Genomic DNA, 20,628 nt, shown 5'->3' with positions numbered 1-20,628 from the left:
TCATCGGAATTGTGGATGTCTCAAAACTCCTCCCAACTTCAACCGCCGCACGCACCCAAGCATCCAGTCAATGACACCCGCCACGGGATCACGCGCACCGACGACTATGCTTGGCTGCGTGCAGATAACTGGCAGGAAGTATTCAAGGATCCGTCGGTTCTGTCCCCTGAAATACGTATGCATCTGGAAGCAGAGAATACATATCAGGCAGAACTGATGAAGGACACGGAGGCGCTGCAGAAAAGCCTGTTTGCCGAAATGCGCGGGCGCATCAAGGAAGACGACTCGTCCGTTCCCGCCAAGGATGGCCCTTTCGCCTATGGCGTGTCCTATCGCACCGGTGGCGAACAGCCCTATTTCATTCGCACGCCGCGTGACGGCGGCGCAGAAACCATCCTTCTCGACGGTGATATCGAAGGCAAGGACAAGGCCTATTTCCGCCTTGCATCGGCCGACCATGCGCCGGATCACAAGCTTTTGATCTGGGGCTATGACGACAAGGGTTCGGAATTCTACAAGCTGAAAGTCCGTGACCTCACATCCATGAAAGACCTTGAAGACATCGTCACCGATACGAATGGCGGCGGTGCCTGGGATGCGGAGAGCAAGGGCTTCTTCTATACGCGGCTCGATGAGAACCATCGACCGTCCAAAGTCTTCTATCACAAGGTAGGCACGGACCAGTCGGACGACAGGCTGATCTACGAAGAAAAGGACCCGGGCTTTTTCCTCGGCGTCGGCGGCTCGGCGCTGGACGACTATATCTTCATCGACATTCACGACCATGAGACGTCGGAATGCTGGCTCCTTCCTGCCAGCGATCCGGCGGCAAAGCCGCAGCTCGTCATGGAGCGCAAGACCGGTACGGAATATGACATCGCGCCGGGCGGCGATGTGTTCTACATCCTGACCAATGCGGATGGCGCCAAGGATTTCAAGATTTGTCAGGCGCCTGCCATCTCGCCGCAGCCGGAAAACTGGGTGGAGGTCGTGGCGGAAAAGCCGGGACGGCTGATCCTGTCGCATTCGGCCTACAAGCATCACCTTGTCTGGATGGAACGCGATAACGGCCTGCCGCGCATCGTGATCCGCGACCGCGAAACCGGCGAGGAACATGCCATTGCCTTCGACGAGGAGGCCTATTCGCTCGGCCTTCATGGCAGCGCCGAATATGATACGGATGTGATCCGCTTCTCCTATTCGTCCATGACGACACCGGAACAGCTCTTCGACTATAATATGCGCACGCGCGAGCGGACGCTTTTGAAGACGCAGGAAGTTCCTTCCGGTCACAATGTGCAAGACTATGTCACCCGCCGGGTCTTCGCCAAGGCACCGGACGGCGAACTGGTGCCGGTGTCCCTGCTCTATCACAAGGATACGAAGCTCGACGGCTCGGCCCCTTGCCTGCTTTATGGCTACGGTTCCTATGGCATCACCATTCCCGCAAGCTTCAGCACGTCGCGGCTGTCGCTCGTGGATCGCGGTTTCGTCTACGCCATCGCGCATATCCGCGGCGGCAAGGACAAGGGTTTCGCCTGGTATGAAAACGGCAAGCGCGACAAGAAGGTGAACACCTTCACCGATTTCATTGCCGCCGCCAAGCATCTCGTTGCCGAAGGCTTCACCAGTCATGACCGCATCGTTGCACATGGCGGTTCGGCAGGCGGCATGCTGATGGGCGCGATTGCCAATATGGCCCCCGACGCATTCGGCGGCATCATTGCCGAAGTGCCGTTCGTCGACGTGCTGAACACGATGCTGGACGACACCCTGCCGCTTACCCCGCCGGAATGGCCCGAATGGGGCAATCCGATCACATCGGAAGCGGATTACCGGACCATTGCGGGCTATTCACCCTACGATAATGTCAGTTCTCAGGCCTATCCGGCCATATTGGCCGTGGCCGGGCTTACCGATCCGCGCGTCACGTATTGGGAGCCTGCCAAGTGGGTCGCCAGACTGCGTGAGCTCAAGACCGACAATCATCCAGTCCTGTTCCGCATCAATATGGATGCGGGCCATGCCGGGGCGTCGGGTCGCTTCTCGCGGCTGGAAGAAGTTGCCTACACCTATGCCTTCGCGCTCAAGGTGACGGGCAAGGCGGGCGATACGCTCTGAGCCTTGAAAACAAGCATCGCATCCAGATTTTATGGGTGCGATGCTTCCTTCTTTTTACGCATGTCTTTATCCTGAAACCGGTTCCCACTTTCGGGAGACATGCTCTGGAAGAACGCGCTATTTCGCTTATGATCTTATAGTATTGTTCAATAGCTATTCTTTTTAGGGAGAGACCGATGCTGCGTCAGGTCATTGCTGTTTGCCTCACTTCCGCCTCGCTCGCGGTTTTGGGCCTTGTCGCGCTGCCGATGTCGGCAGAGGCGCAGGTGCGCAAGGATGTGGGCGAATTTGCCGGTCAGCGCTGCAGCGTGCCGAGAAGAGGCAGCGGCATCATCGTCGGCCAGTTCAGCGGCGTGGACGACTCGCCCTTCATCACCGGCGGCGACGGGCTGGTCCCGATCGACCGTGTCCGGTGCTTCAGCAGCATGTCGGAATGCAAGGGTTGGCTCTATACGATGCAGAGCAAATATACCAATGCCGGTGCCGCTACGCTGGTGCGTTGCACCAAGCGCTGAACCCGAACATAAAAACTGCGGTTTCCACGAAGCTCCGCGAATGGCATCCTCCCATCACTTGATGCATCGCCTTCGGGCGTCATCTTCGGTTTGGGAGGATCGGAAATGCAGCAGGCCAGCTATGTTCCCAGCTATGTTCATGGTGCGAGCGACAAGCTTCTCATCGGTAATACGATCGGTCGGCACCTCGACCAGATCGCAGAAAAATATCCCGACCGTCCGGCCGTTATCGTCCGACACCAGAATGTCCGGCTGACCTATCGCGAACTCAGGCAATTGACTGACGAACTTGCCGAAGGCTTCCTCGCCATCGGGCTGCGCCCCGGCGAGCGTCTCGGCATCTGGTCGCCGAACAATCTCGAATGGATTCTCACCCAGTTTGCGAGCGCAAAGGCGGGTCTGATCCTCGTCAACATCAACCCGGCCTATCGAGCGCATGAGCTGGAATATGTGCTGGGGAAGGTCGAATGCGCAGCGCTTATCCTCGCGCCGTCGCTGAAAACCAGCAACTATATCGATATCCTGCGCAGCATCGTACCCGAACTGGATGAAGCCCGGCCCGGTCATCTGATATCCGAGCGGCTTCCCATGCTGCGCTGCGTGATCCGGCTGGGTGCGGAACAAACCTCCGGCATGCTGAATTTCGGTGACGTCGCCCAATCCGGCGATGATGTCACGCGCGAAGAACTGGCAGAGCTTGCCCAAGACCTGCAATTCGACGATCCCATCAATATCCAGTTCACCAGCGGCACGACCGGCAGTCCGAAGGGCGCGACGCTCTCCCATCACAATATCCTCAATAACGGGTTTTTCGTCGGCGAGGCGATGCAGCTTTCCGAACAGGACCGGCTCTGCATTCCGGTGCCGTTCTATCATTGCTTCGGCATGGTGCTCGGTAATCTTGCCTGCGTCACTCACGGCTCCTGCATGGTGGTCCCGAACGACAGTTTCGACCCTCTCCTGACGCTCCAGACCGTTGAAGAGGAGCAATGCACCGGGCTGCATGGCGTGCCGACCATGTTCATTGCAATGCTCGATCACCCGGAATTCAGCCGCTTCGACCTGACCAGCCTGCGCACCGGCATCATGGCCGGATCGCCCTGCCCTATTGAAGTGATGCGGCGTGTAGTGAGCGAGATGCACCAGAGCGAAATCACCATCGCCTATGGCATGACCGAGACAAGCCCGGTCAGTTTCCAGAGTTCGACGACCGATCCGCTGGAGCGGCGCGTCTCCACAGTCGGGCGCATTCACCCGCATCTGGAAGTGAAGATCGTCGATGCAGATGGCAAGGTGGTGCCGCGTGGCGAAAAGGGCGAATTGCTGACGCGCGGCTATAGCGTCATGCGCGGTTACTGGAACGATGCGGAAAGTTCAGCCGGCGCTATCGACGATGCAGGATGGATGCACACCGGAGACCTCGCAACGATAGACGAGGAAGGCTATTGCAACATCGTCGGACGCATCAAGGATCTTATCATTCGCGGCGGCGAGAACATCTATCCGCGCGAGATTGAAGAATTCCTCTTTACCCATCCCGCGATCAGCGATGTCCAGATATTCGGCATTCCCGACCGGAAATTCGGCGAAATCATCTGTGCCTGGGTCAAGCTGCACAAGGACGGCCAGCTTTCCGAGGAAGAACTGATTGAATATTGTCGGCAGCGGATCGCCCATTACAAGGTTCCGGCCCATATCCGCTTCGTGGATCAGTTTCCAATGACCGTAACCGGCAAGATTCAGAAATTCGTCATGCGGCAGGTCATGATCGAGGAACTGGAATTGCAGGAAATTCGAACAGCGTAATTATCTCGTCACCTCACGAGTCATATTCTCCAAGAGCGGGATGTTTGTAAGTTTTATCGTCGTCTTGCTCTAAGTTTTTGTTTGAGCATGATTTTATCCGAAAACCGGTTCCCACTTTTCGGAATCATGCTCTAATATTTTCGCTCATGGCGGCTTGCAAAGCGAAGGCGAGAATGCATATTACGTAAACGTAAGATTTTTGGGAGAGTTTCCATGGAAGAACTGATCGCACGCATCACCTCCAAAGTTGGCATCGATGCGGCAACGGCAGAAAAGGCAGTCGGCATGATCCTCGCCTTCCTGCAGAAGGAAGGCCCGGCAGCGGAAGTCCAGAAGCTTCTGGCAGCATTTCCCGGCGCTGAAGAAGCAATCGCGCAGGTCAAGGGCGGCGGCTTCCTGTCTGGCCTGATGGGCGGCGTGATGGGTCTCGGCTCCCAGCTGATGGGTGCGGGCCTCGGCATGGGTGAAATTTCCGGCGTTGCCAAGGAAACCATCCGCTTTGCCAAGGAAAAGGCCGGTGACGAACCGGTTGACGCCGTCATCGGCGCCATTCCGGGCCTCGGCCAGTTTGTCTGATCGAACTTCATACGCTTGAAAAGGCCCCGGTTTTTCCGGGGCTTTTTTTGTTTGTACTGCCCCGACAAACCCGGCTCAGTATAAACAATAGTATATCAGTCATATTTTTCACGATAACGTGAAACCAGTGTAATAACCACTGTCAACTCAGGATGATACTTGCCGCATTGGGGATTTAGCCGATGCGATGATTGCAATGTGCTGCATTGTATCGGATATTTGAACCAAGGGACGAAGTCTGTTCAATTTTTAAATGCGGAGGATCGCATGCGTTTGTTTTTTCTGACTGTCAGCTCTGCGGCGGTATTGGTTACCGGTGTCGCGCAGGCCGATGTCACTGCCGATCGTCAGGCAATCATGAAGGATCTTGGACGTTCGGTCGGGTCGATTGCTCCCATGATCAAAGGCGAGAAGCCATTCGATGCCGCCACAGCGCTTGCAGCGCTGGAGAAGATCGATGCCGATGCCAAGAAACTGGATGTGGACGCTTTGTTCCCGGCAGGTTCCGATCAGGGCGACACCGAAGCCTCACCGAAAATCTGGGAAAACAAGGACGATTTCGTCAAGCACGTTGAAAAATTCCAGACCGATGCGGCTGCAGGACTGGCTGCCAAGCCGCAGGATCTCGATGCGCTGAAACCAGCCTTCCAACAGGTCGCCGCCAATTGCGGTTCCTGCCATCAGGCCTATCGCGTCAAGAAGAACTGATCTTCACAATTGACACAGAGCGCACCGGACGGAAAATTCGGTGTGCGAAGGCATTTCCGACAAAGTGCGGTGCAGTTTTCCAGCGCCTTCGCACATTGGAACTGTTACGCTGAATAGCGATCATAAGAGCGGTCCGGTTCGCGCCGGAACCGCCATACGGGAACCGATGAAATGGTCCGAAAACTGGCATATGTCGCAGGCGCCGTGGTCGTCGTTGGAGCTGCGGCTTTCTGGATTCTGACCGCGCCACAGAAAGTGGACGCGACCATTCTGGACGCGATGAAGCCTGGCGATCCAGTCAAGGGCGAACAGGTTTTCTGGGCGGGCGGCTGTGCTTCCTGTCACGCCGCGCCGGGGGCATCAGGCGATGCGCGCAAGGTTCTGGCGGGCGGGCACGAACTGGTTTCGGATTTCGGGACTTTCATTGCGCCCAATATTTCCCCGTCCGATCAGGGTATCGGCACCTGGACTATCCAGGACTTTGCCAATGCGATGCTGAAGGGCGTCGGCAAGCAGGATGAACATCTTTATCCGTCCTTCCCCTACACCTCTTATACCAAAATGCAGCCGCAGGATGTGGCCGATCTCTTTGCCTTCATGAAAACGCTGCCGCCCTCCGACAATGTCGCAGCGCCGCACAAGCTTTCCTTCCCGTTCAATATCCGGCGCGGGCTCGGCCTCTGGAAGCAGCTATATCTGTCCGACCAGCCTGCGGTGGAAATTTCAAATGCCTCCGATCAGGTGAAACGCGGCCAGTATCTGACAGAAGCACTCGGCCATTGCGGCGAATGCCACACGCCGCGCAATGCGATTGGCGGGCTGGATACCGGCAAATGGCTCGCCGGAGCCTTGTCGCCGGAGACCGGCAGCGATGGAAAACGCGGCGTTGTGCCGAACATCACGCCCGATGAAGCAGGCATTGGCGGCTGGAGCGAGAACGATATCGCCTATGCATTGCAGAGCGGCTTTACCCCGGATTTCGATTCGCTCGGCGGATCGATGACCGATGTGGTTGCGAATATGGCCCATCTCACCGAGGCGGACCGAAACGCCATTGCCACCTATCTGAAAGCCATTCCAGCCCACCCGAACGGCTATCCTGAGCGTTGAGGGTCGCGATCCGGCATAATCTTACCGATCCTCGTTTCACTCCGGCCGGATTTTGCTCTATATCGTAAGTTATACCAAGTCTCATTGAGTTTGACTTATCGAGACGTGGTTAAGCCCGTGCGGCAATTGAGCATTTTCAGGGCGTGATGCGTTAGCATCTTAGCGCCCTGCTATTATAGTTGAACAGAGGGAGCAAGCTGCCTGATGACTGCCGAAGACGCTATTTTTCTTGGCGCGAGCCGCAAGCCGGACGACTCCTACCAGCAGCCGGAATATCTAGCGCTGAAATATGGCAACCGGCACGGCCTCGTCACCGGCGCGACCGGCACCGGTAAAACGGTCACGCTGCAAGTTCTGGCCGAAAGCTTTTCGGCGGCTGGCGTTCCGGTTTTCTGCGCCGACATCAAGGGCGATCTTTCCGGCATCGGTGCCATCGGCGTTCAAAATGACGGCCTTCTCAAGCGCGCATCGGAAGTGAAGCTCGATCCGTACGAAATGCGCGCCGCGCCCGTTATCTTCTGGGACATTTTCGGGGAACAGGGGCACCCTGTCCGTGCGACCATTTCCGAAATGGGGCCGCTGCTTCTGTCGCGCCTGATGAACCTCACCGACGCGCAGGAAGGTGTGCTGAACATCGCCTTCCGCCTGGCGGATGAAGAAGGCTTGCTGCTTCTGGACCTCAAGGACTTGCAGGCCATTCTCGCAGAAATGGCGGAGCGCTCCGCCGAGCTTTCGGGCAAATACGGCAATGTGAACAAGGCTTCGGTGGGTGCGATCCAGCGCTCGCTTCTGGTTCTCGACCAACAGGGCGGCTCGAAATTCTTCGGGGAACCAGCGCTCAAGATTTCCGACCTGATGCGCACCACGACCGATGGGCGCGGCGTGGTGAGCGTGCTTGCCGCCGACAAGCTGATGATGAGCCCACGGCTCTATTCCACCTTCCTGCTCTGGCTGATGTCGGAACTGTTTGAAGAACTGCCGGAAGTTGGCGATCCCGACAAGCCAAGGCTCGTCTTCTTCTTCGATGAGGCGCATCTTCTCTTCGATGAAGCGCCGAAGGCACTGGTCGACCGTGTCGAGCAGGTCGTGCGTCTGATCCGCTCCAAGGGCGTTGGCGTCTATTTCGTGACGCAAAACCCGCTCGACGTGCCGGAAACGGTTCTGGCGCAGCTTGGTAATCGCGTGCAGCACGCACTTCGCGCCTATACGCCGCGCGAAACCAATGCCGTGAAAACCGCAGCCGATACGTTCCGTCCGAATCCTGATTTCAACACGTTTCAGGCGATCACCAATCTCGCCACCGGCGAAGCACTGGTTTCCACGCTTCAGGCCAAGGGCGTGCCATCCATCGTGCAGCGCACACTCATGCGTCCGCCCTCGTCACGCATCGGCCCGCTGACGCCGGAAGAACGCGCGAAGATCATCGCTGCAAGCCCGGTTGCCGGGCAATACGATCAGGCTGTAGATCGCGATTCCGCTTTCGAAATGCTGGCCCGTAAAGCGCAAAATGCTGCCGCAGCACAGCAAAAGACCAAGGAAGAGGAAGAAGGCGGCGGTGGCATCCTCGGCGATCTCGTCGGCACCGCACTTGGCACCGGCCGTCGCTCCGGTCGCCAGACCGTCGCGGAAGCCGCGATGAAATCCGTCGTCCGCTCGGTTGGCAACTCGCTGGGCCGCGCACTCGTGCGCGGCATTCTCGGCAGTTTCAAGCGGTAGAAAATGCCAGCGTCACGCCTTCGCCGGTTTGGCGAGGGCGTAGGCGACCAGGGCATTGGCGTGGCCGTGCCCCATGTCGAATTCCGACTTCAGCCAGTTGACGATTTCCATATGCTTGTCGCCCTTTCGCTGCTCAATCAGCGAAAGCCAATGCTGGACGGGCTGTCCGTACTTCTTCTCAATGGACGGAAAATAGGATGCAGGCCCTTTCACGGCTTCCTTGGCGGCTTTTTCCTCGGACATGGTTTCCCTCCCCTTGCTCCGACGATTTGTCCGCGCGGAAAGTGGCTTATTTTTAAGACAACGGCAAGTGAACCTGTAGCATCACAGAAAAAGCCCCGGACAGATGGCTGTCCGGGGCTTTTGCGATCTGCCGTTTCGGCACGCGCCATTACATCACGAGAATCGGTGATTTCGGCGGTACGCGATCATAAAGATCGATGATATCCTGGTTCAGGAAGCGCACGCAGCCCGAAGAGACTGCCTTGCCGATCGACCACCATTCCGGGTTGCCGTGCAGGCGGTAGAGCGTGTCCTTGCCATCCTGGAAAATGTACAGCGCACGCGCGCCCAGTGGATTCTTGAGGCCCGGCGCCATGCCGCCGTTCTTGGCGCTATAAGGCTGCAGTTCCGGCTGGCGGGCAATCATTTCGTCCGGCGGGGTCCAGCGCGGCCACTGGCGCTTGTACTGGATCACGGCACGACCCGACCATGCAAAGCCCTCACGACCGATGCCGACGCCGTAACGCAGCGCCTGGCCGTTGTCGAGAACGAGATAGCAGAAACGGTTGGAGGTATCGATGACCAGAGTACCGGGCATTTCGCCGGTTGGATCCTGCACTACCTGACGCAGATAGCGCTTGTCCATCTTTTGGATCGGAATTGCCGGAAGCTGGAAGCCGCCATCTTCGACGGCGGCATACATCTGCGCCCAGCCGCCATAGGAAGCGTCGACATTGGCCTGCGGGGTGCGGTTGATCGGGTTGCCCGACTGATCCACATCGATGATTGGAACATTCTGCCCCAACTGAGCGCAACCGGCCAGGCCGGCGGCCGCTGTTGCTGTCATTGCCGTCAGAAAGGAACGGCGGGTAAGGGTCGTTTGCATATGAAAACCAGTTTAGTGACGGGAGGGGTTACAGATACACATTCAGGGTTAACGAATTGCGACCCAGCCAATTGTGGCAGATACGCGGCGAGCTATCGAAACGTCCGTAAACGGCTGTTTCCGGTGATTGGTTGCACGGAAAACGCCCGAAAAATGTGGCGTACGCCCGTTCGGAATGCGGCCTAAACATGGCGAAAGCCCACCAGTATGGCTCGTGTTGCAGCCGCGACACAATTTTGGGTGCTAGAGCCAGCCTTCAATAAATCGCACAGTTCAACTTTTAGTGAGAACTCAGTCGAGCAGTTGAAGACTTGGCAAGATGAGCGCCGGAGCAAACTGCTTGTATTCGTCAGGCTGGTTGGACCGATTGATCCAGACCCCGCGCATGCCGAACCGTACCGCACCTGCCACGTCCCAGCGATTCGAAGACTGGAACGAAATCGCTGACGGATAAAGCCGCCATTGCAGGGTGATGAGCTCATAGACCGCCGGGGCGGTCTTGTATTTTCTGACTTCATCGACCGAAATGACATCATCCAGGAGAACGCCGAGCGCTGCCGAACGGACAGCGGATTCCAGCATTGCGGGTGAGCCGTTGGAGAGAATTGCAAGCCGCGCTCCCTTCTCCTTCAGGCTTTTGAGGGCGCCGGGCACTTCCGGATAGCAATCGAGCTTCCAATAGGCATCGAGCAGGTCATTACGTAATGCCGGATCGACCGAAGGATAGCGCGCGAATGCAAAATCGAGCGAATCCTCGGTGAGTTTCCAGAAGTCGCTATAGGCGCCCATCAGGCTGAGAACCCAGGAATATTCGAGCTGTTTTGCCCGCCACAGTTCGGAAAATGCCCGCCCGTCCGGCCCGGCTTTATCCGCATGTCGCCGCACCGCCGAATGGACATCGAACAATGTGCCATAAGCGTCGAAGACATAAGAACTGTGGGACACCATTTCCTCCCTTGAGGCGCAATCGCACCGTGATGCTGAAAAATGAACTCTGCGCCATCCTACTGTGATTTCAATAATAATTCATTGTCTTGAAGCTGAATTGCTCATTCGCGCCATTGCCGCCCGCACCGATGCGGCCTATGTAGATTCCGCACGCAAGTTTTAGGCAGCGTCTGCTCGGCCCGCCGCAAGCTGCCCACGTAAGCTGCCATGTAAGCTGAAAGAAAAGAGGAGAGTTTCCAATGGCTTTCGAACTGCCCGCCCTGCCGTATGACTATGACGCCCTTGCGCCTTTCATGTCGCGCGAGACGCTTGAACTTCATCACGACAAGCACCATCAGGCTTATGTCACCAACGGCAACAAGCTGCTCGAAGGCTCCGGCCTCGAAGGCAAGAGCCTGGAAGAGATCGTCAAGGAAAGCTACGGCAAGAACCAGGGCCTCTTCAACAATGCCGGCCAGCACTACAACCACATCCAGTTCTGGAAGTGGATGAAGAAGGGCGGCGGCGGCAAGAAGCTGCCAGGCAAGCTTGAAAAGGCAATCGAGTCCGATCTCGGCGGCTATGACAAGTTCCGCGAAGATTTCATCGCCGCCGGTGTCGGCCAGTTCGGTTCGGGCTGGGCCTGGCTGTCGGTCAAGAACGGCAAGCTTGAAATTTCCAAGACTCCAAACGGTGAAAACCCGCTCGTTCACGGCGCAACGCCGATCCTCGGCGTCGACGTATGGGAACACTCCTACTATGTCGATTATCGCAATCTGCGTCCGAAGTACCTCGAAGCCTTCGTCGACAACCTCATCAATTGGGAATTCGTCGAAGAGCTGTACGAAAAGGCCTGATGCCTTTCGTGTGGGAATAAAGAAAAACCCCGGTTTTGCCGGGGTTTTTTGTTGCCGCTATTCCTTGATGACCTGCACGCCCACATGTTGCGCGCGCCCTGCCCCCCATCCGGCGATAGCAGCCCCCAACCCCAGCAGAGCAAAGAACGCACCGCAGGCCGCAAAGCTGCCAGTCGCGCTGTGGATCATCCCGACAACGAGCGGTCCAATCGCAGCCAGTGTGTAGCCGACGCACTGTGCCATGCCGGACAGATGGGCTGCGGTGTGCGAATCCGGCGCCCGCAAAACGATCACCATCATGGCTGCAGCGATGAGACCACCCTGCCCGATGCCCTGAATCACGGCCAGTATCCAGAATGTCCACTGCGGCAGGTAAAGAAACCCGATCAATGGCAAGGCCGCACAGGCGCAGAGAACGACATTGAGCAGGCTCTGGTTCTTCTGACGGGTGGCAATGGAAGGCACCCCGAGACAGGTAATGACCTGCGCCATGATGGAAAAGGACACCAGACCGCCCGCAGCTGCTGGGCTCAGGCCCTGCTCACGCAGGATCGGCGCCAGCCATCCGAAGACGATATAGGCGGTGGAAGACTGCAGGCCCATGAACAAGGTTACCTGCCAGGCCAGCCTGTCCTTCCACAGGCCGATAACCTTGAAACCCGAATGAGCGACATTGTGTTTCGCACGCATGGCCTGCGGCAGCCACAGCATCAGAATGATTGCTGCCGGAACGGCCCAGAAGGCCAGAGCGAGGCTCCAGGAACCGCCGAGCACTCCCTTGATCGGAATGGTGAAACCGGCTGCGGCTGCGGCACCGCCGCACAGCGCCATCGTATAAAGACCGGTCATGATGGCTGCGGTTTTGGGAAAGTCACGCTTGACGACACCCGGAAGCAACACATTGCCCGTTGCAATGGCGGCACCGGCCAGCGCCGCACCAATATAGAGCGAGGAGAGCGAACCGAAGCCACGAAGTGCCGTGCCCACGGTCAGCACAGCCAGAACAACAAGCAGAACCCGTTCAGCGCCAAAACGCTGCGCCAGCCGTGGTGCGAATGGCGCGAAAACGCCAAGACAGACCACCGGCAAAGTGGTCAGAATACCGGCCGCAACGGACGACATGCCGGTGGCATCGATGATTTCCGGCAAAAGCACGGAAACGCTGGAAAATACCGGTCGCAGATTGGCGGCGATCAGCACGAGGCTCAACCCCAGCAAAATGCCCATCGCCTTGCCTGGCAGTTGCTGGACAGGCGGCGGCGGAACGCTGTCCGCTTCCGCATCAACCAGCGCTTCAGGCAGCAGCATCGCCTCGTTTTCTGTCGTGCCCGGCAGGGCTGTGTTCGTGTGGCTCATGATGCCAGCAACCTTTCAAGTTCTTCAATCAGGGGTGCCATGAAGCGGCGAACCGTTGCTCCGGCCTTGTCGGGATCACCCGAAGCGATGGCTTCGACGATCTGGCGATGCGCTTCATCGCTGGGCTCAGGCAGTTCACCGTCGAGCGTGGCTTCTATGGATTCGCGAATGGAAGCAGAGAAAAAGGCATAGACCTCGATCAGCGCGCTATTGCCCGAGGCCGCGACGATGGCCTCATGAAAGGCAAAGTCTCGGGCCACGAAAGTTGCCCGGTCGATTTCATCGCGGTTGCCGCGCTGTGCCAGCATTTTCTCAAGATGCGCAATCCCCTTGGACGTGATGCGTAAGGCGGCAAGCCGTGCCGCCTCCGTTTCCAGAACTGCCCGAGTCTCAAAGCGGTCACGCAGACTGGTATGGCGGATGCGGTCGAGGCTGCGCGCCGTGTCGGCAGTGGAGCGGACATAGGTTCCCGAACCCTGCCGTGTTTCCAGCATTCCCTGCGCCACAAGCGCCCGCACGGCTTCACGTATTGTACCACGGCTGACGTCAAGTTTTGCGGAAAGTGCGGCCTCATTCGGTAGCTGGTCGCCTATCGACCAGCGTCCTGACATAATTTCCCCACGCAACGACTGCATGGCTGAATCCGTCAAAGTCTTGCGGGATATCGCCTTCATAGTCTCACCAAAGTCATCTGATGACTTGATGAATTAGACCTGTGCAATGAAGCTGTCAACCGTCATGAAGCAAGCTGATTGCAGCTGGCGTGGCGGATTTGAAATTCCTGTCGCCAGACTGGTAACCACTGCCGCATTCCGTTAACAATTTTCGCGCACAGTGCCCATAATCCAGCCGCTCGAGATTTCGGGCCAGACTTCAGGTGCCAGTATGATCACACTTTACAGCCTTTCCGGAGACCACCTCGAACAAGTGGAAGTCGAGCCGGGTACTCCACTGCCCGAGAATGTGATCTGGATCGATCTATTCGCTCCCGGCGTCAATGAAGACAGCATTGTCGAGGCCTGGACCGGCATCTCGATCCCGACACGGGAAGATATGACGGAAATCGAGGAATCGAGCCGATTCTACATGGAAACCGGCGCGCAATATCTGACCGTTCCGATTCTGCATGCGGTCGATCTCGACCATCGCGAGCTGGCGCCGATCACCTTCATCCTGCACGGTTCGCGCCTGATAACCGTGCGCTATGCCAATCCGAAATCGTTCAGCACCTATATCATGCGCTCGACCAAGCCGGGCAACGGGTTGATCTCACCCAAATGCTCGGGCCTGTCAATCATGCTTGGCATCACCGAAGCCACAACGAACCGGCTCGCCGATATTCTGGAAGGCGTGGCGGGCAAGATCGATGCCGCCTCGCACTCCATCTATCGCCGCCAGCCAAAGGCGCGCCCGATGACGACGCAGGACTTCCGGCACATATTGACCCAGATCGGCGGACAGGGAACCTTTCTCTCGCGAATGCGCGAAAGTCTGGCGGGCATCAGCCGCATGCTGGTCTATCTGTCGGCGACGAACAATCCCGCATCCGGCAAGAAGGAAACCCGCAGCTGGATCAAGTCGCTGGAGCGCGACACGCAATCGCTGACCGCCTATGTGGATTTTCTGTCCAACAAGGTCACCTTCCTGCTCGATACGATCGTCGGGCTGATTTCGGTGGAGCAGAACGCCATCATCAAGATTTTCTCTGTGGCGGCGGTCGGCTTCATGCCGCCGACACTGGTGGCTTCCATCTACGGCATGAACTTCTCTTTCATGCCGGAGCTGCAATCGCCATGGGGCTATCCGATGGCGCTGGGCCTGATGGTCGCTTCCGCTCTGCTGCCGCTCTATTATTTCCGTCGCAAGGGCTGGCTGTAGCTTGTGGTGACACCACAGGCGCACCATGTTATATCATGCGTTATAACATAGGAGAAAAGCCATGTACGTAACCCTGCGCAAAATCGGCAATTCCGACGGTGTGATCATCCCGAAGGAAATGCTGGAGCAGTTGAACGTACAAACTGGCGACACTCTGGTCCTGACCGCAGACAAGGATGGGCTGAGACTGACCAGGAGCACGGAAGACCCGGAAATCTTCGAGAAGAAAATGAAGATCGCCCGCGAGCGGATGAAAAAATACGAGACCGCTTATCGCGTGCTCGCTCAATGATCGACTTTCATTCGCGGGCATTCATAGAGGCACTGCATCGGGAGCAGTTGCGTCTGCATGGCGGTGCAGCGGGTATTCGCGATAACGGCTTGCTTGATTCAGCATTTGCGCGTCCGCTGCAAAAGGAAGCCTATGGCGATCTGGATATTTTCGACCTGGCGGCGGCCTATCTGTTCAGAGTGCTGAAGAACCATCCTTTCGTGGATGGCAACAAGAGAACAGGATTGGCTGCCGCCGACTTGTTTCTTTATTTCAATGGTTTCAGTCTTGAGGCCGAACAGGAAGACATTATCCAGCTCGTCCTGATGGTTTCGACGAGTGAAATCGATGAATTGGGTGCTGCGGCGTTTTTCCGCGACCATACCGTCGCTTTAGACGAAGACTAAACAACCTTAGAGCGCGGTTTGATCTGATTGGATCAGATCGGCGCTCTAAGCTTTTCTTTCCAAAGCATAATCTTGTCGATCCTCGTTGCACTCCGGTCGGATTATGCTCTAAGCGACACGATTTCCCATTCGACATTATTGATTTTCACGACATCTCCGACCGGCTTGCCGAACAGCAGGATCGCGACCGGCGCAACGTGGGAAATCTTGCCGTTGGACGGATCGGCTTCGTCCTCGCCCACGATGGTCCAGCGGCGGACCTTGCCGTCGTCCAGATTTTCCAGTTCCACCGTCATGCCGAAACGCACGACATCGCTGTCGGGAGCGGGAACCGAAAGCTCGGCATTTTCGCGCCGCGCCGTCCAGTAGCGCAGATCGCGTGAGATACGCGCAATCGCCGAACGTTCGCCAGCGACATTGGCATCCGCAAGTTCGCGCTGCAGTCGGGCGATTTCATCCTCGATCATCTTCAGGCCCGTCGGCGTGACGAGATTGCGATGCGGACTGACCGGGCGCTCACCGAGATCGGTTGGCGCATCATCCTGTTCTTTGGTGAAAGCTCTGCTCATCAGTTGAATGTAAGCAGTTGGCGCCTCCCCGGCAAGGCTCCCTGTCATACAAGCCACCCACTGTTACGACGGTAAATGCATGATTTGCATATCTGGTTTTTATTGATTGATGAGTCAATCAACGTTAGAATGGCCGGTAATTAGCCTGAGAACGGACCACGATTATGCCCAAGATCGGGATGGAACCCTTGCGGCGGCGCGAACTGATCGATGCCGCCATTCGCACTATCGGCCAGCGCGGTTCGCTGGACGTGACCGTTGCGCAGATCGCCCATGAGGCAGGCGTTTCGCCCGCGCTCGCGCATCATTATTTCGGCGGCAAGGACAAGCTCATTCTCGCCACGATGCGCCACCTGCTGCGCGAGTTGGGGCAGGATCTGAACGCCGCCATTGGACGGACTGAAACGCCACAGGAGCGCATCGCTGCGATCATCGCGGTCAATTTTTCCGCATCGCAATTCGCGCAGGAAACAATTGCGGCCTGGCTCACCTTCTACGTGCATGCGCAGCAGTCGGAGGAGACGCGTCGACTTTTGCGCATCTATGCGCGTCGCCTGCATTCGAACCTCGTTTTTGCGCTTGAACACCTGACAACGCGCGAGCGGGCCAGCCGCATTGCTGAAGGCGCGGGTGCCATGATCGATGGTCTCTATATCCGTCACGCGCTCGGCGCCGACGCGCCTGATGCTGCCTCGGCCATAGCGCTGGTGGAAGATTACATCGCAGTTCAGCTTATGGGGGCAAAATGAGCATGGAAGCGGATTTCGTCATCATCGGCTCCGGTTCGGCCGGATCGGCCATGGCCTACCGTCTCTCGGAAGACGGTCGCTATTCGGTAATCGTCATTGAATATGGCGTGCCGGACGTCGGCCCGCTGATCCAGATGCCAGCCGCCCTCTCCTTCCCCATGAATATGGAAACCTATGACTGGGGCTTTTCCACCGAGCCGGAACCGCATATTGGCGGGCGCAGCCTTGTCACCCCGCGCGGCAAGGTGCTTGGTGGTTCATCTTCGATCAATGGCATGGTCTATGTCCGAGGCCATGCGCGCGACTACGACTATTGGTCGGAAAGCGGCGCGCGCGGCTGGGCCTATGCCGATGTGCTGCCCTATTTCAAGCGCATGGAAAATTCGAGCGGCGGTCAGGAAGGCTGGCGCGGCACCAGCGGCCCGCTCTATATCCAGCGCGGCAAGCGCGACAATCCGCTGTTTCATGCCTTTGTCGAGGCGGGCCATGAAGCGGGCTTTGAAGTCACGGAAGACTATAATGGCGAGAAGCAGGAAGGCTTCGGCCCGATGGAGCAGACGATCCATAATGGTCGTCGCTGGTCTGCCGCCAATGCCTATCTGAAACCGGCCCTCAAGCGCCCGAATGTCAAGCTGGTCAAGGGCCTGGCCCGCAAGATCGTGCTTGAGGGCAAGCGCGCGGTTGGTGTTGAAATCGAGGCAGGCCGCAGCTTCTCGACCATCCGTGCGCGGCGCGAGGTCATTATTGCCGCTTCATCGATCAATTCGCCCAAGCTTCTCATGCTTTCCGGCATCGGACCGGCCGAACAACTGAAACAACACGGCATCGACGTGGTGGCGGATCGTCCCGGCGTCGGCCAGAACCTGCAGGACCATCTTGAGGTCTATATCCAGCAGGAATGCACACAGCCGATCACACTCTACTCCAAGCTGAACCTGTTCTCGAAAGCGAAAATCGGTGCGGAGTGGCTGTTCTTCAAGACGGGCGACGGCGCGACGAACCATTTCGAATCCGCTGCTTTCGTGCGCTCGAAGGCAGGTGTGGAATATCCCGACATCCAGTATCACTTCCTGCCGGTCGCCATCCGCTATGACGGCAAGGCGGCAGCGCAATCGCACGGCTTTCAGGCCCATGTCGGGCCAATGCGGTCGAAATCTCGCGGCAGTGTGACATTGCGCTCCGCCAACCCCCGCGAAAAGCCTGTCATCAAGTTCAATTATATGTCGCATGAAGATGACTGGGCCGATTTCCGCCACTGCGTGCGGCTGACGCGGGAAATCTTCGGACAAAAAGCATTCGACGCCTATCGCGGCGCGGAAATCCAGCCCGGCGCGCATGTTCAAAGCGACGATGAAATCGACAATTTCATCCGCGAGCATGTTGAAAGCGCCTTCCATCCATGCGGTACGTGCAAAATGGGTGCGGTTGACGATCCAATGGCAGTGGTCGATGCTGAATGCCGGGTGATCGGTGTCGAAGCCCTGCGCGTTGCGGATTCATCCATCTTCCCGCGCATTACCAACGGCAATCTCAACGGCCCGTCGATCATGGTCGGCGAAAAGGCCTCCGATCATATTCTCGGTCGTACGCCGCTCGCGCGCTCCAATCAGGAGCCTTGGATCAATCCGCGGTGGAGGGAGGCAGACCGCTGACGCGGTCCAGGGGAATAGGGCAGTAAGGCAGTAGGGCAATATGTTAGAGCATGTCTCCCGAGAGTGGGAACCGGTTTCGGGCTAAAGACATGCGTAAAACAATAGATAGGTCATGTTCCCTGCGCTTAAAAACATACTGCCCTACTGCCTTACTGCCCTACTGCCTTAAACAAGGAACCAACAATGAAAGCACAACCCAAAGCCTCGCACTTCATTGGCGGCGCATTCGTGGAAGACAAGGCGGGCAAGCCGCTGCCGGTCATCTATCCGGCAACCGGCGAAGAGATTGCGAAGCTTTATTCGGCGACGCCCGATGTGATCGAAGCGGCCTACGCGGCGGCGCTGAAGGCGCAGGGCGAATGGGCAGCCTTGAAGCCCGTCGAGCGTGGCCGCATCCTGCGCCGCACAGCGGAAATCCTTCGTGAGAAAAACAAGAAGCTGTCGAAGCTCGAAACGCTGGATACCGGCAAGGCGCTTCAGGAAACCCTCGTTGCGGATGCCGCCTCGGCAGCGGATGCGCTGGAGTTTTTCGGCGGCATCATTTCCGGCTTCAACGGCGAGTTCGTGGAGCTTGGCGGTTCGTTTGCCTATACGCGCCGCGAAGCGCTCGGCATCTGCGTCGGTATCGGCGCGTGGAATTATCCGATCCAGATCGCGGCGTGGAAATCGGCGCCGGCGCTCGCCATGGGCAATGCCTTCATCTTCAAGCCGTCCGAAAACACGCCGCTTTCAGCGCTCGCATTGGCTGAAGCCTATAAGGAAGCAGGTCTCCCCGACGGTCTCTTCAATGTCGTGCAGGGCTTTGGCGATGTGGGTGCCGCGCTCGTCAATCATCGCCTGACAGCCAAGGTGTCCCTCACCGGCTCGGTGCCGACCGGCAAGCGCATCATGGCGCAGGCAGGCGAACACCTGAAGCACGTGACCATGGAACTTGGCGGCAAGTCACCGATCATCATCTTTGACGATGCCGATCTTGAAAGCGCCATTGGCGGCGCGATGCTCGGCAATTTCTATTCGACCGGTCAGGTCTGTTCGAACGGCACCCGCGTCTTCGTTCACAGGAAGGTGTGCGAGCGCTTTGTCGAGCGGCTGGTCGAACGCACGCGAAAAATCCGCATTGGCGATCCGCTGGATGAAGCAACACAGATGGGTCCGCTCGTCAACGCCTCCCAACGCGACAAGGTTTTGTCCTATATTGAAAAGGGCAAGGCAGAAGGCGCGACACTCGCCTGCGGCGGCGGCGTGCCGAAGCTGCAGGGTTTCGACAAAGGCTATTTCATTGAGCCGACCGTCTTTACGGATGTGACCGACGACATGACCATCGCGCGCGAGGAGATTTTCGGGCCGGTGATGAGCGTTCTGGAATTCTCCGACGAGGAGGAAGTGATCGCACGCGCCAATGATACCGAGTTCGGTCTGGCAGCGGGTGTGTTCACCGCCGATATTGCGCGCGGCCATCGCGTCATCGGCCAGATCAAGGCCGGGACATGCTGGATCAACGCCTATAACCTGACGCCGGTAGAAGTACCGTTCGGCGGCTACAAGCAATCCGGTATCGGACGCGAAAACGGTATTGCAGCCCTTGCCCATTACAGCCAGATCAAGACTGTCTATGTAGAGATGGGCAAGGTCGACAGCCCCTACTGACCCCTGAAATCGGTCTGCGGAGCCTAATTCGGTTGCGCAGACTTAGTGTGGCGAATCCGAAATTCGTCTCATACAGGAGCGAGGTTGCTTACGGATTTGAAGTTGCTGAACGCAGATGCCATCCAAATGACAGGAACTTCAAATCCACCACACTAGCGTCCGCACTCATAGCGGAAAAGCTGCGGTGACGGCACCGCCTTCGGATAGACGACGGCACGTTGTGACCGTTGGCCAGCGGGATTCGACAAGGGCATCGCCCAGGATGGCCGTGTGACTGCATCTGGAGAACCTGTCCCCTGAATGGGAATGCGTCGGCACTCTATGCCGAAATTTCTCTTCGGCCCGGCTGCAGAAGCGACATTCGACCAGCTAATCAGGGCAAGCGCCAAAACAATAAAAAATAGTCTCATATCGCAACATTCTTCCAATAATATAATATCGGTTTGAAGTTGGTCAGCTTCAATAACCGCTTTCGCCTGATCGCCAACCAGGACGCCCCAAATAAAATTGACGGACCGGCCTATTCGTTCCGCGGCGTAAGCCCAGGATTTTCAGCGACCTGCGAGCGCTGAAAACTGAGAGTCCTTTTGAAAAAGGTCTTCAATGAGCAATTCGCCTGATGAGTAGGGCTCCGAGAGCAATGTGGATCATGGCT

21 protein-coding genes are annotated in these 20,628 nt (G+C 57.4%); 14 read left to right on the top strand and 7 right to left on the bottom strand.

The features are described 5' to 3' along the window. Positions 1-15: 15 nt before the first annotated feature. The 7 genes from JNC70_RS17290 to JNC70_RS17260 all read left to right on the top strand — a co-directional run bounded on the left by JNC70_RS17290 (position 16) and on the right by JNC70_RS17260 (position 8,552). Positions 16-2,121 (top strand): S9 family peptidase, encoded by a 2,106-nt coding sequence (locus JNC70_RS17290; protein ID WP_374788742.1) that lies wholly within the window; start codon positions 16-18, stop codon positions 2,119-2,121. 176 nt (positions 2,122-2,297) lie between these two features. Then, positions 2,298-2,636: a hypothetical protein gene (locus tag JNC70_RS17285; protein WP_211693680.1), complete on the top strand. Its 339-nt coding sequence runs from the start codon at positions 2,298-2,300 to the stop codon at positions 2,634-2,636. A gap of 105 nt (positions 2,637-2,741) precedes the next feature. Then, entirely contained in the window at positions 2,742-4,442 is a 1,701-nt protein-coding gene (locus JNC70_RS17280) for an AMP-binding protein (protein ID WP_374788741.1), read from the top strand. A 213-nt stretch (positions 4,443-4,655) separates the two neighbouring features. Next, the gene (locus tag JNC70_RS17275; RefSeq protein WP_010661572.1) at positions 4,656-5,018 is read left to right on the top strand and encodes a DUF2267 domain-containing protein; all 363 of its coding nucleotides are present in this window, start codon (positions 4,656-4,658) and stop codon (positions 5,016-5,018) included. A 267-nt stretch (positions 5,019-5,285) separates the two neighbouring features. After that, a complete protein-coding gene (locus tag JNC70_RS17270; RefSeq protein ID WP_104755419.1) occupies positions 5,286-5,726 on the top strand; it encodes a c-type cytochrome in 441 nt (146 codons plus the stop codon). Between the two features lie 171 nt (positions 5,727-5,897). Continuing rightward, complete coding sequence (locus JNC70_RS17265; protein ID WP_104755418.1) at positions 5,898-6,836, top strand: c-type cytochrome; 939 nt, start codon at positions 5,898-5,900, stop codon at positions 6,834-6,836. A gap of 204 nt (positions 6,837-7,040) precedes the next feature. Further along, positions 7,041-8,552 (top strand): helicase HerA-like C-terminal domain-containing protein, encoded by a 1,512-nt coding sequence (locus JNC70_RS17260; RefSeq protein WP_104755417.1) that lies wholly within the window; start codon positions 7,041-7,043, stop codon positions 8,550-8,552. A gap of 12 nt (positions 8,553-8,564) precedes the next feature. Here JNC70_RS17260 and JNC70_RS17255 read toward each other — a convergent pair whose 3' ends face one another. The 3 genes from JNC70_RS17255 to JNC70_RS17245 all read right to left on the bottom strand — a co-directional run bounded on the left by JNC70_RS17255 (position 8,565) and on the right by JNC70_RS17245 (position 10,605). Then, positions 8,565-8,795, bottom strand: coding sequence for a DUF4287 domain-containing protein (locus JNC70_RS17255; RefSeq protein WP_104755416.1), 231 nt, complete (start codon positions 8,793-8,795; stop codon positions 8,565-8,567). Between the two features lie 148 nt (positions 8,796-8,943). Beyond that, positions 8,944-9,660 carry a L,D-transpeptidase gene (locus JNC70_RS17250; RefSeq protein ID WP_104755415.1) on the bottom strand — a complete coding sequence of 239 codons (717 nt, stop codon included), beginning with the start codon at positions 9,658-9,660 and terminating at the stop codon, positions 8,944-8,946. A gap of 291 nt (positions 9,661-9,951) precedes the next feature. Further along, the gene (locus JNC70_RS17245; RefSeq protein ID WP_374788740.1) at positions 9,952-10,605 is read right to left on the bottom strand and encodes a haloacid dehalogenase type II; all 654 of its coding nucleotides are present in this window, start codon (positions 10,603-10,605) and stop codon (positions 9,952-9,954) included. A gap of 242 nt (positions 10,606-10,847) precedes the next feature. Here JNC70_RS17245 and JNC70_RS17240 point away from each other — a divergent pair, with 242 nt between their 5' ends. Continuing rightward, a complete protein-coding gene (locus tag JNC70_RS17240; RefSeq protein ID WP_006471131.1) occupies positions 10,848-11,444 on the top strand; it encodes a superoxide dismutase in 597 nt (198 codons plus the stop codon). Between the two features lie 57 nt (positions 11,445-11,501). Here the strand turns inward: JNC70_RS17240 and JNC70_RS17235 are convergent, their stop codons facing one another. Together JNC70_RS17235 and JNC70_RS17230 are read right to left on the bottom strand one after the other, a co-directional pair. Beyond that, entirely contained in the window at positions 11,502-12,752 is a 1,251-nt protein-coding gene (locus tag JNC70_RS17235) for a CynX/NimT family MFS transporter (protein ID WP_374788762.1), read from the bottom strand. A gap of 44 nt (positions 12,753-12,796) precedes the next feature. Next, complete coding sequence (locus JNC70_RS17230) at positions 12,797-13,474, bottom strand: FadR/GntR family transcriptional regulator (RefSeq protein WP_104755412.1); 678 nt, start codon at positions 13,472-13,474, stop codon at positions 12,797-12,799. Positions 13,475-13,685: 211 nt separating this feature from the next. Here JNC70_RS17230 and JNC70_RS17225 point away from each other — a divergent pair, with 211 nt between their 5' ends. The 3 genes from JNC70_RS17225 to JNC70_RS17215 all read left to right on the top strand — a co-directional run bounded on the left by JNC70_RS17225 (position 13,686) and on the right by JNC70_RS17215 (position 15,356). Continuing rightward, a complete protein-coding gene (locus JNC70_RS17225) occupies positions 13,686-14,678 on the top strand; it encodes a magnesium transporter CorA family protein (protein ID WP_104755411.1) in 993 nt (330 codons plus the stop codon). A 61-nt stretch (positions 14,679-14,739) separates the two neighbouring features. Then, positions 14,740-14,970 carry an AbrB/MazE/SpoVT family DNA-binding domain-containing protein gene (locus JNC70_RS17220; RefSeq protein WP_104755410.1) on the top strand — a complete coding sequence of 77 codons (231 nt, stop codon included), beginning with the start codon at positions 14,740-14,742 and terminating at the stop codon, positions 14,968-14,970. Continuing rightward, positions 14,967-15,356, top strand: coding sequence for a type II toxin-antitoxin system death-on-curing family toxin (locus JNC70_RS17215; RefSeq protein ID WP_104755409.1), 390 nt, complete (start codon positions 14,967-14,969; stop codon positions 15,354-15,356). Before JNC70_RS17220 ends, JNC70_RS17215 begins: the two co-directional genes overlap by 4 nt. A gap of 101 nt (positions 15,357-15,457) precedes the next feature. Here the strand turns inward: JNC70_RS17215 and JNC70_RS17210 are convergent, their stop codons facing one another. Next, positions 15,458-15,925: a GreA/GreB family elongation factor gene (locus JNC70_RS17210; RefSeq protein WP_104755407.1), complete on the bottom strand. Its 468-nt coding sequence runs from the start codon at positions 15,923-15,925 to the stop codon at positions 15,458-15,460. A 164-nt stretch (positions 15,926-16,089) separates the two neighbouring features. Here JNC70_RS17210 and betI point away from each other — a divergent pair, with 164 nt between their 5' ends. The 3 genes from betI (at position 16,090) to betB (ending at position 19,973) form a co-directional block, all read left to right on the top strand. Then, complete coding sequence (betI, locus tag JNC70_RS17205; RefSeq protein WP_104755406.1) at positions 16,090-16,674, top strand: transcriptional regulator BetI; 585 nt, start codon at positions 16,090-16,092, stop codon at positions 16,672-16,674. A 2-nt stretch (positions 16,675-16,676) separates the two neighbouring features. After that, the gene (gene betA, locus JNC70_RS17200; protein ID WP_374788761.1) at positions 16,677-18,326 is read left to right on the top strand and encodes a choline dehydrogenase; all 1,650 of its coding nucleotides are present in this window, start codon (positions 16,677-16,679) and stop codon (positions 18,324-18,326) included. Between the two features lie 183 nt (positions 18,327-18,509). Next, positions 18,510-19,973 carry a betaine-aldehyde dehydrogenase gene (gene betB / locus JNC70_RS17195; RefSeq protein WP_374788739.1) on the top strand — a complete coding sequence of 488 codons (1,464 nt, stop codon included), beginning with the start codon at positions 18,510-18,512 and terminating at the stop codon, positions 19,971-19,973. A gap of 152 nt (positions 19,974-20,125) precedes the next feature. Here the strand turns inward: betB and JNC70_RS17190 are convergent, their stop codons facing one another. Next, positions 20,126-20,383, bottom strand: a complete 258-nt coding sequence (locus JNC70_RS17190; RefSeq protein WP_374788738.1) for a hypothetical protein — start codon at positions 20,381-20,383, stop codon at positions 20,126-20,128. Between the last annotated feature and the right edge of the window lie 245 nt (positions 20,384-20,628).

It is taken from the genome of Brucella oryzae (assembly GCF_041929965.1).
Lineage (GTDB): Bacteria > Pseudomonadota > Alphaproteobacteria > Rhizobiales > Rhizobiaceae > Brucella > Brucella oryzae.
The sequence above is the reverse complement of the archived record's forward strand: the minus strand, read 5'-3'. Positions and strand labels throughout refer to the sequence as shown.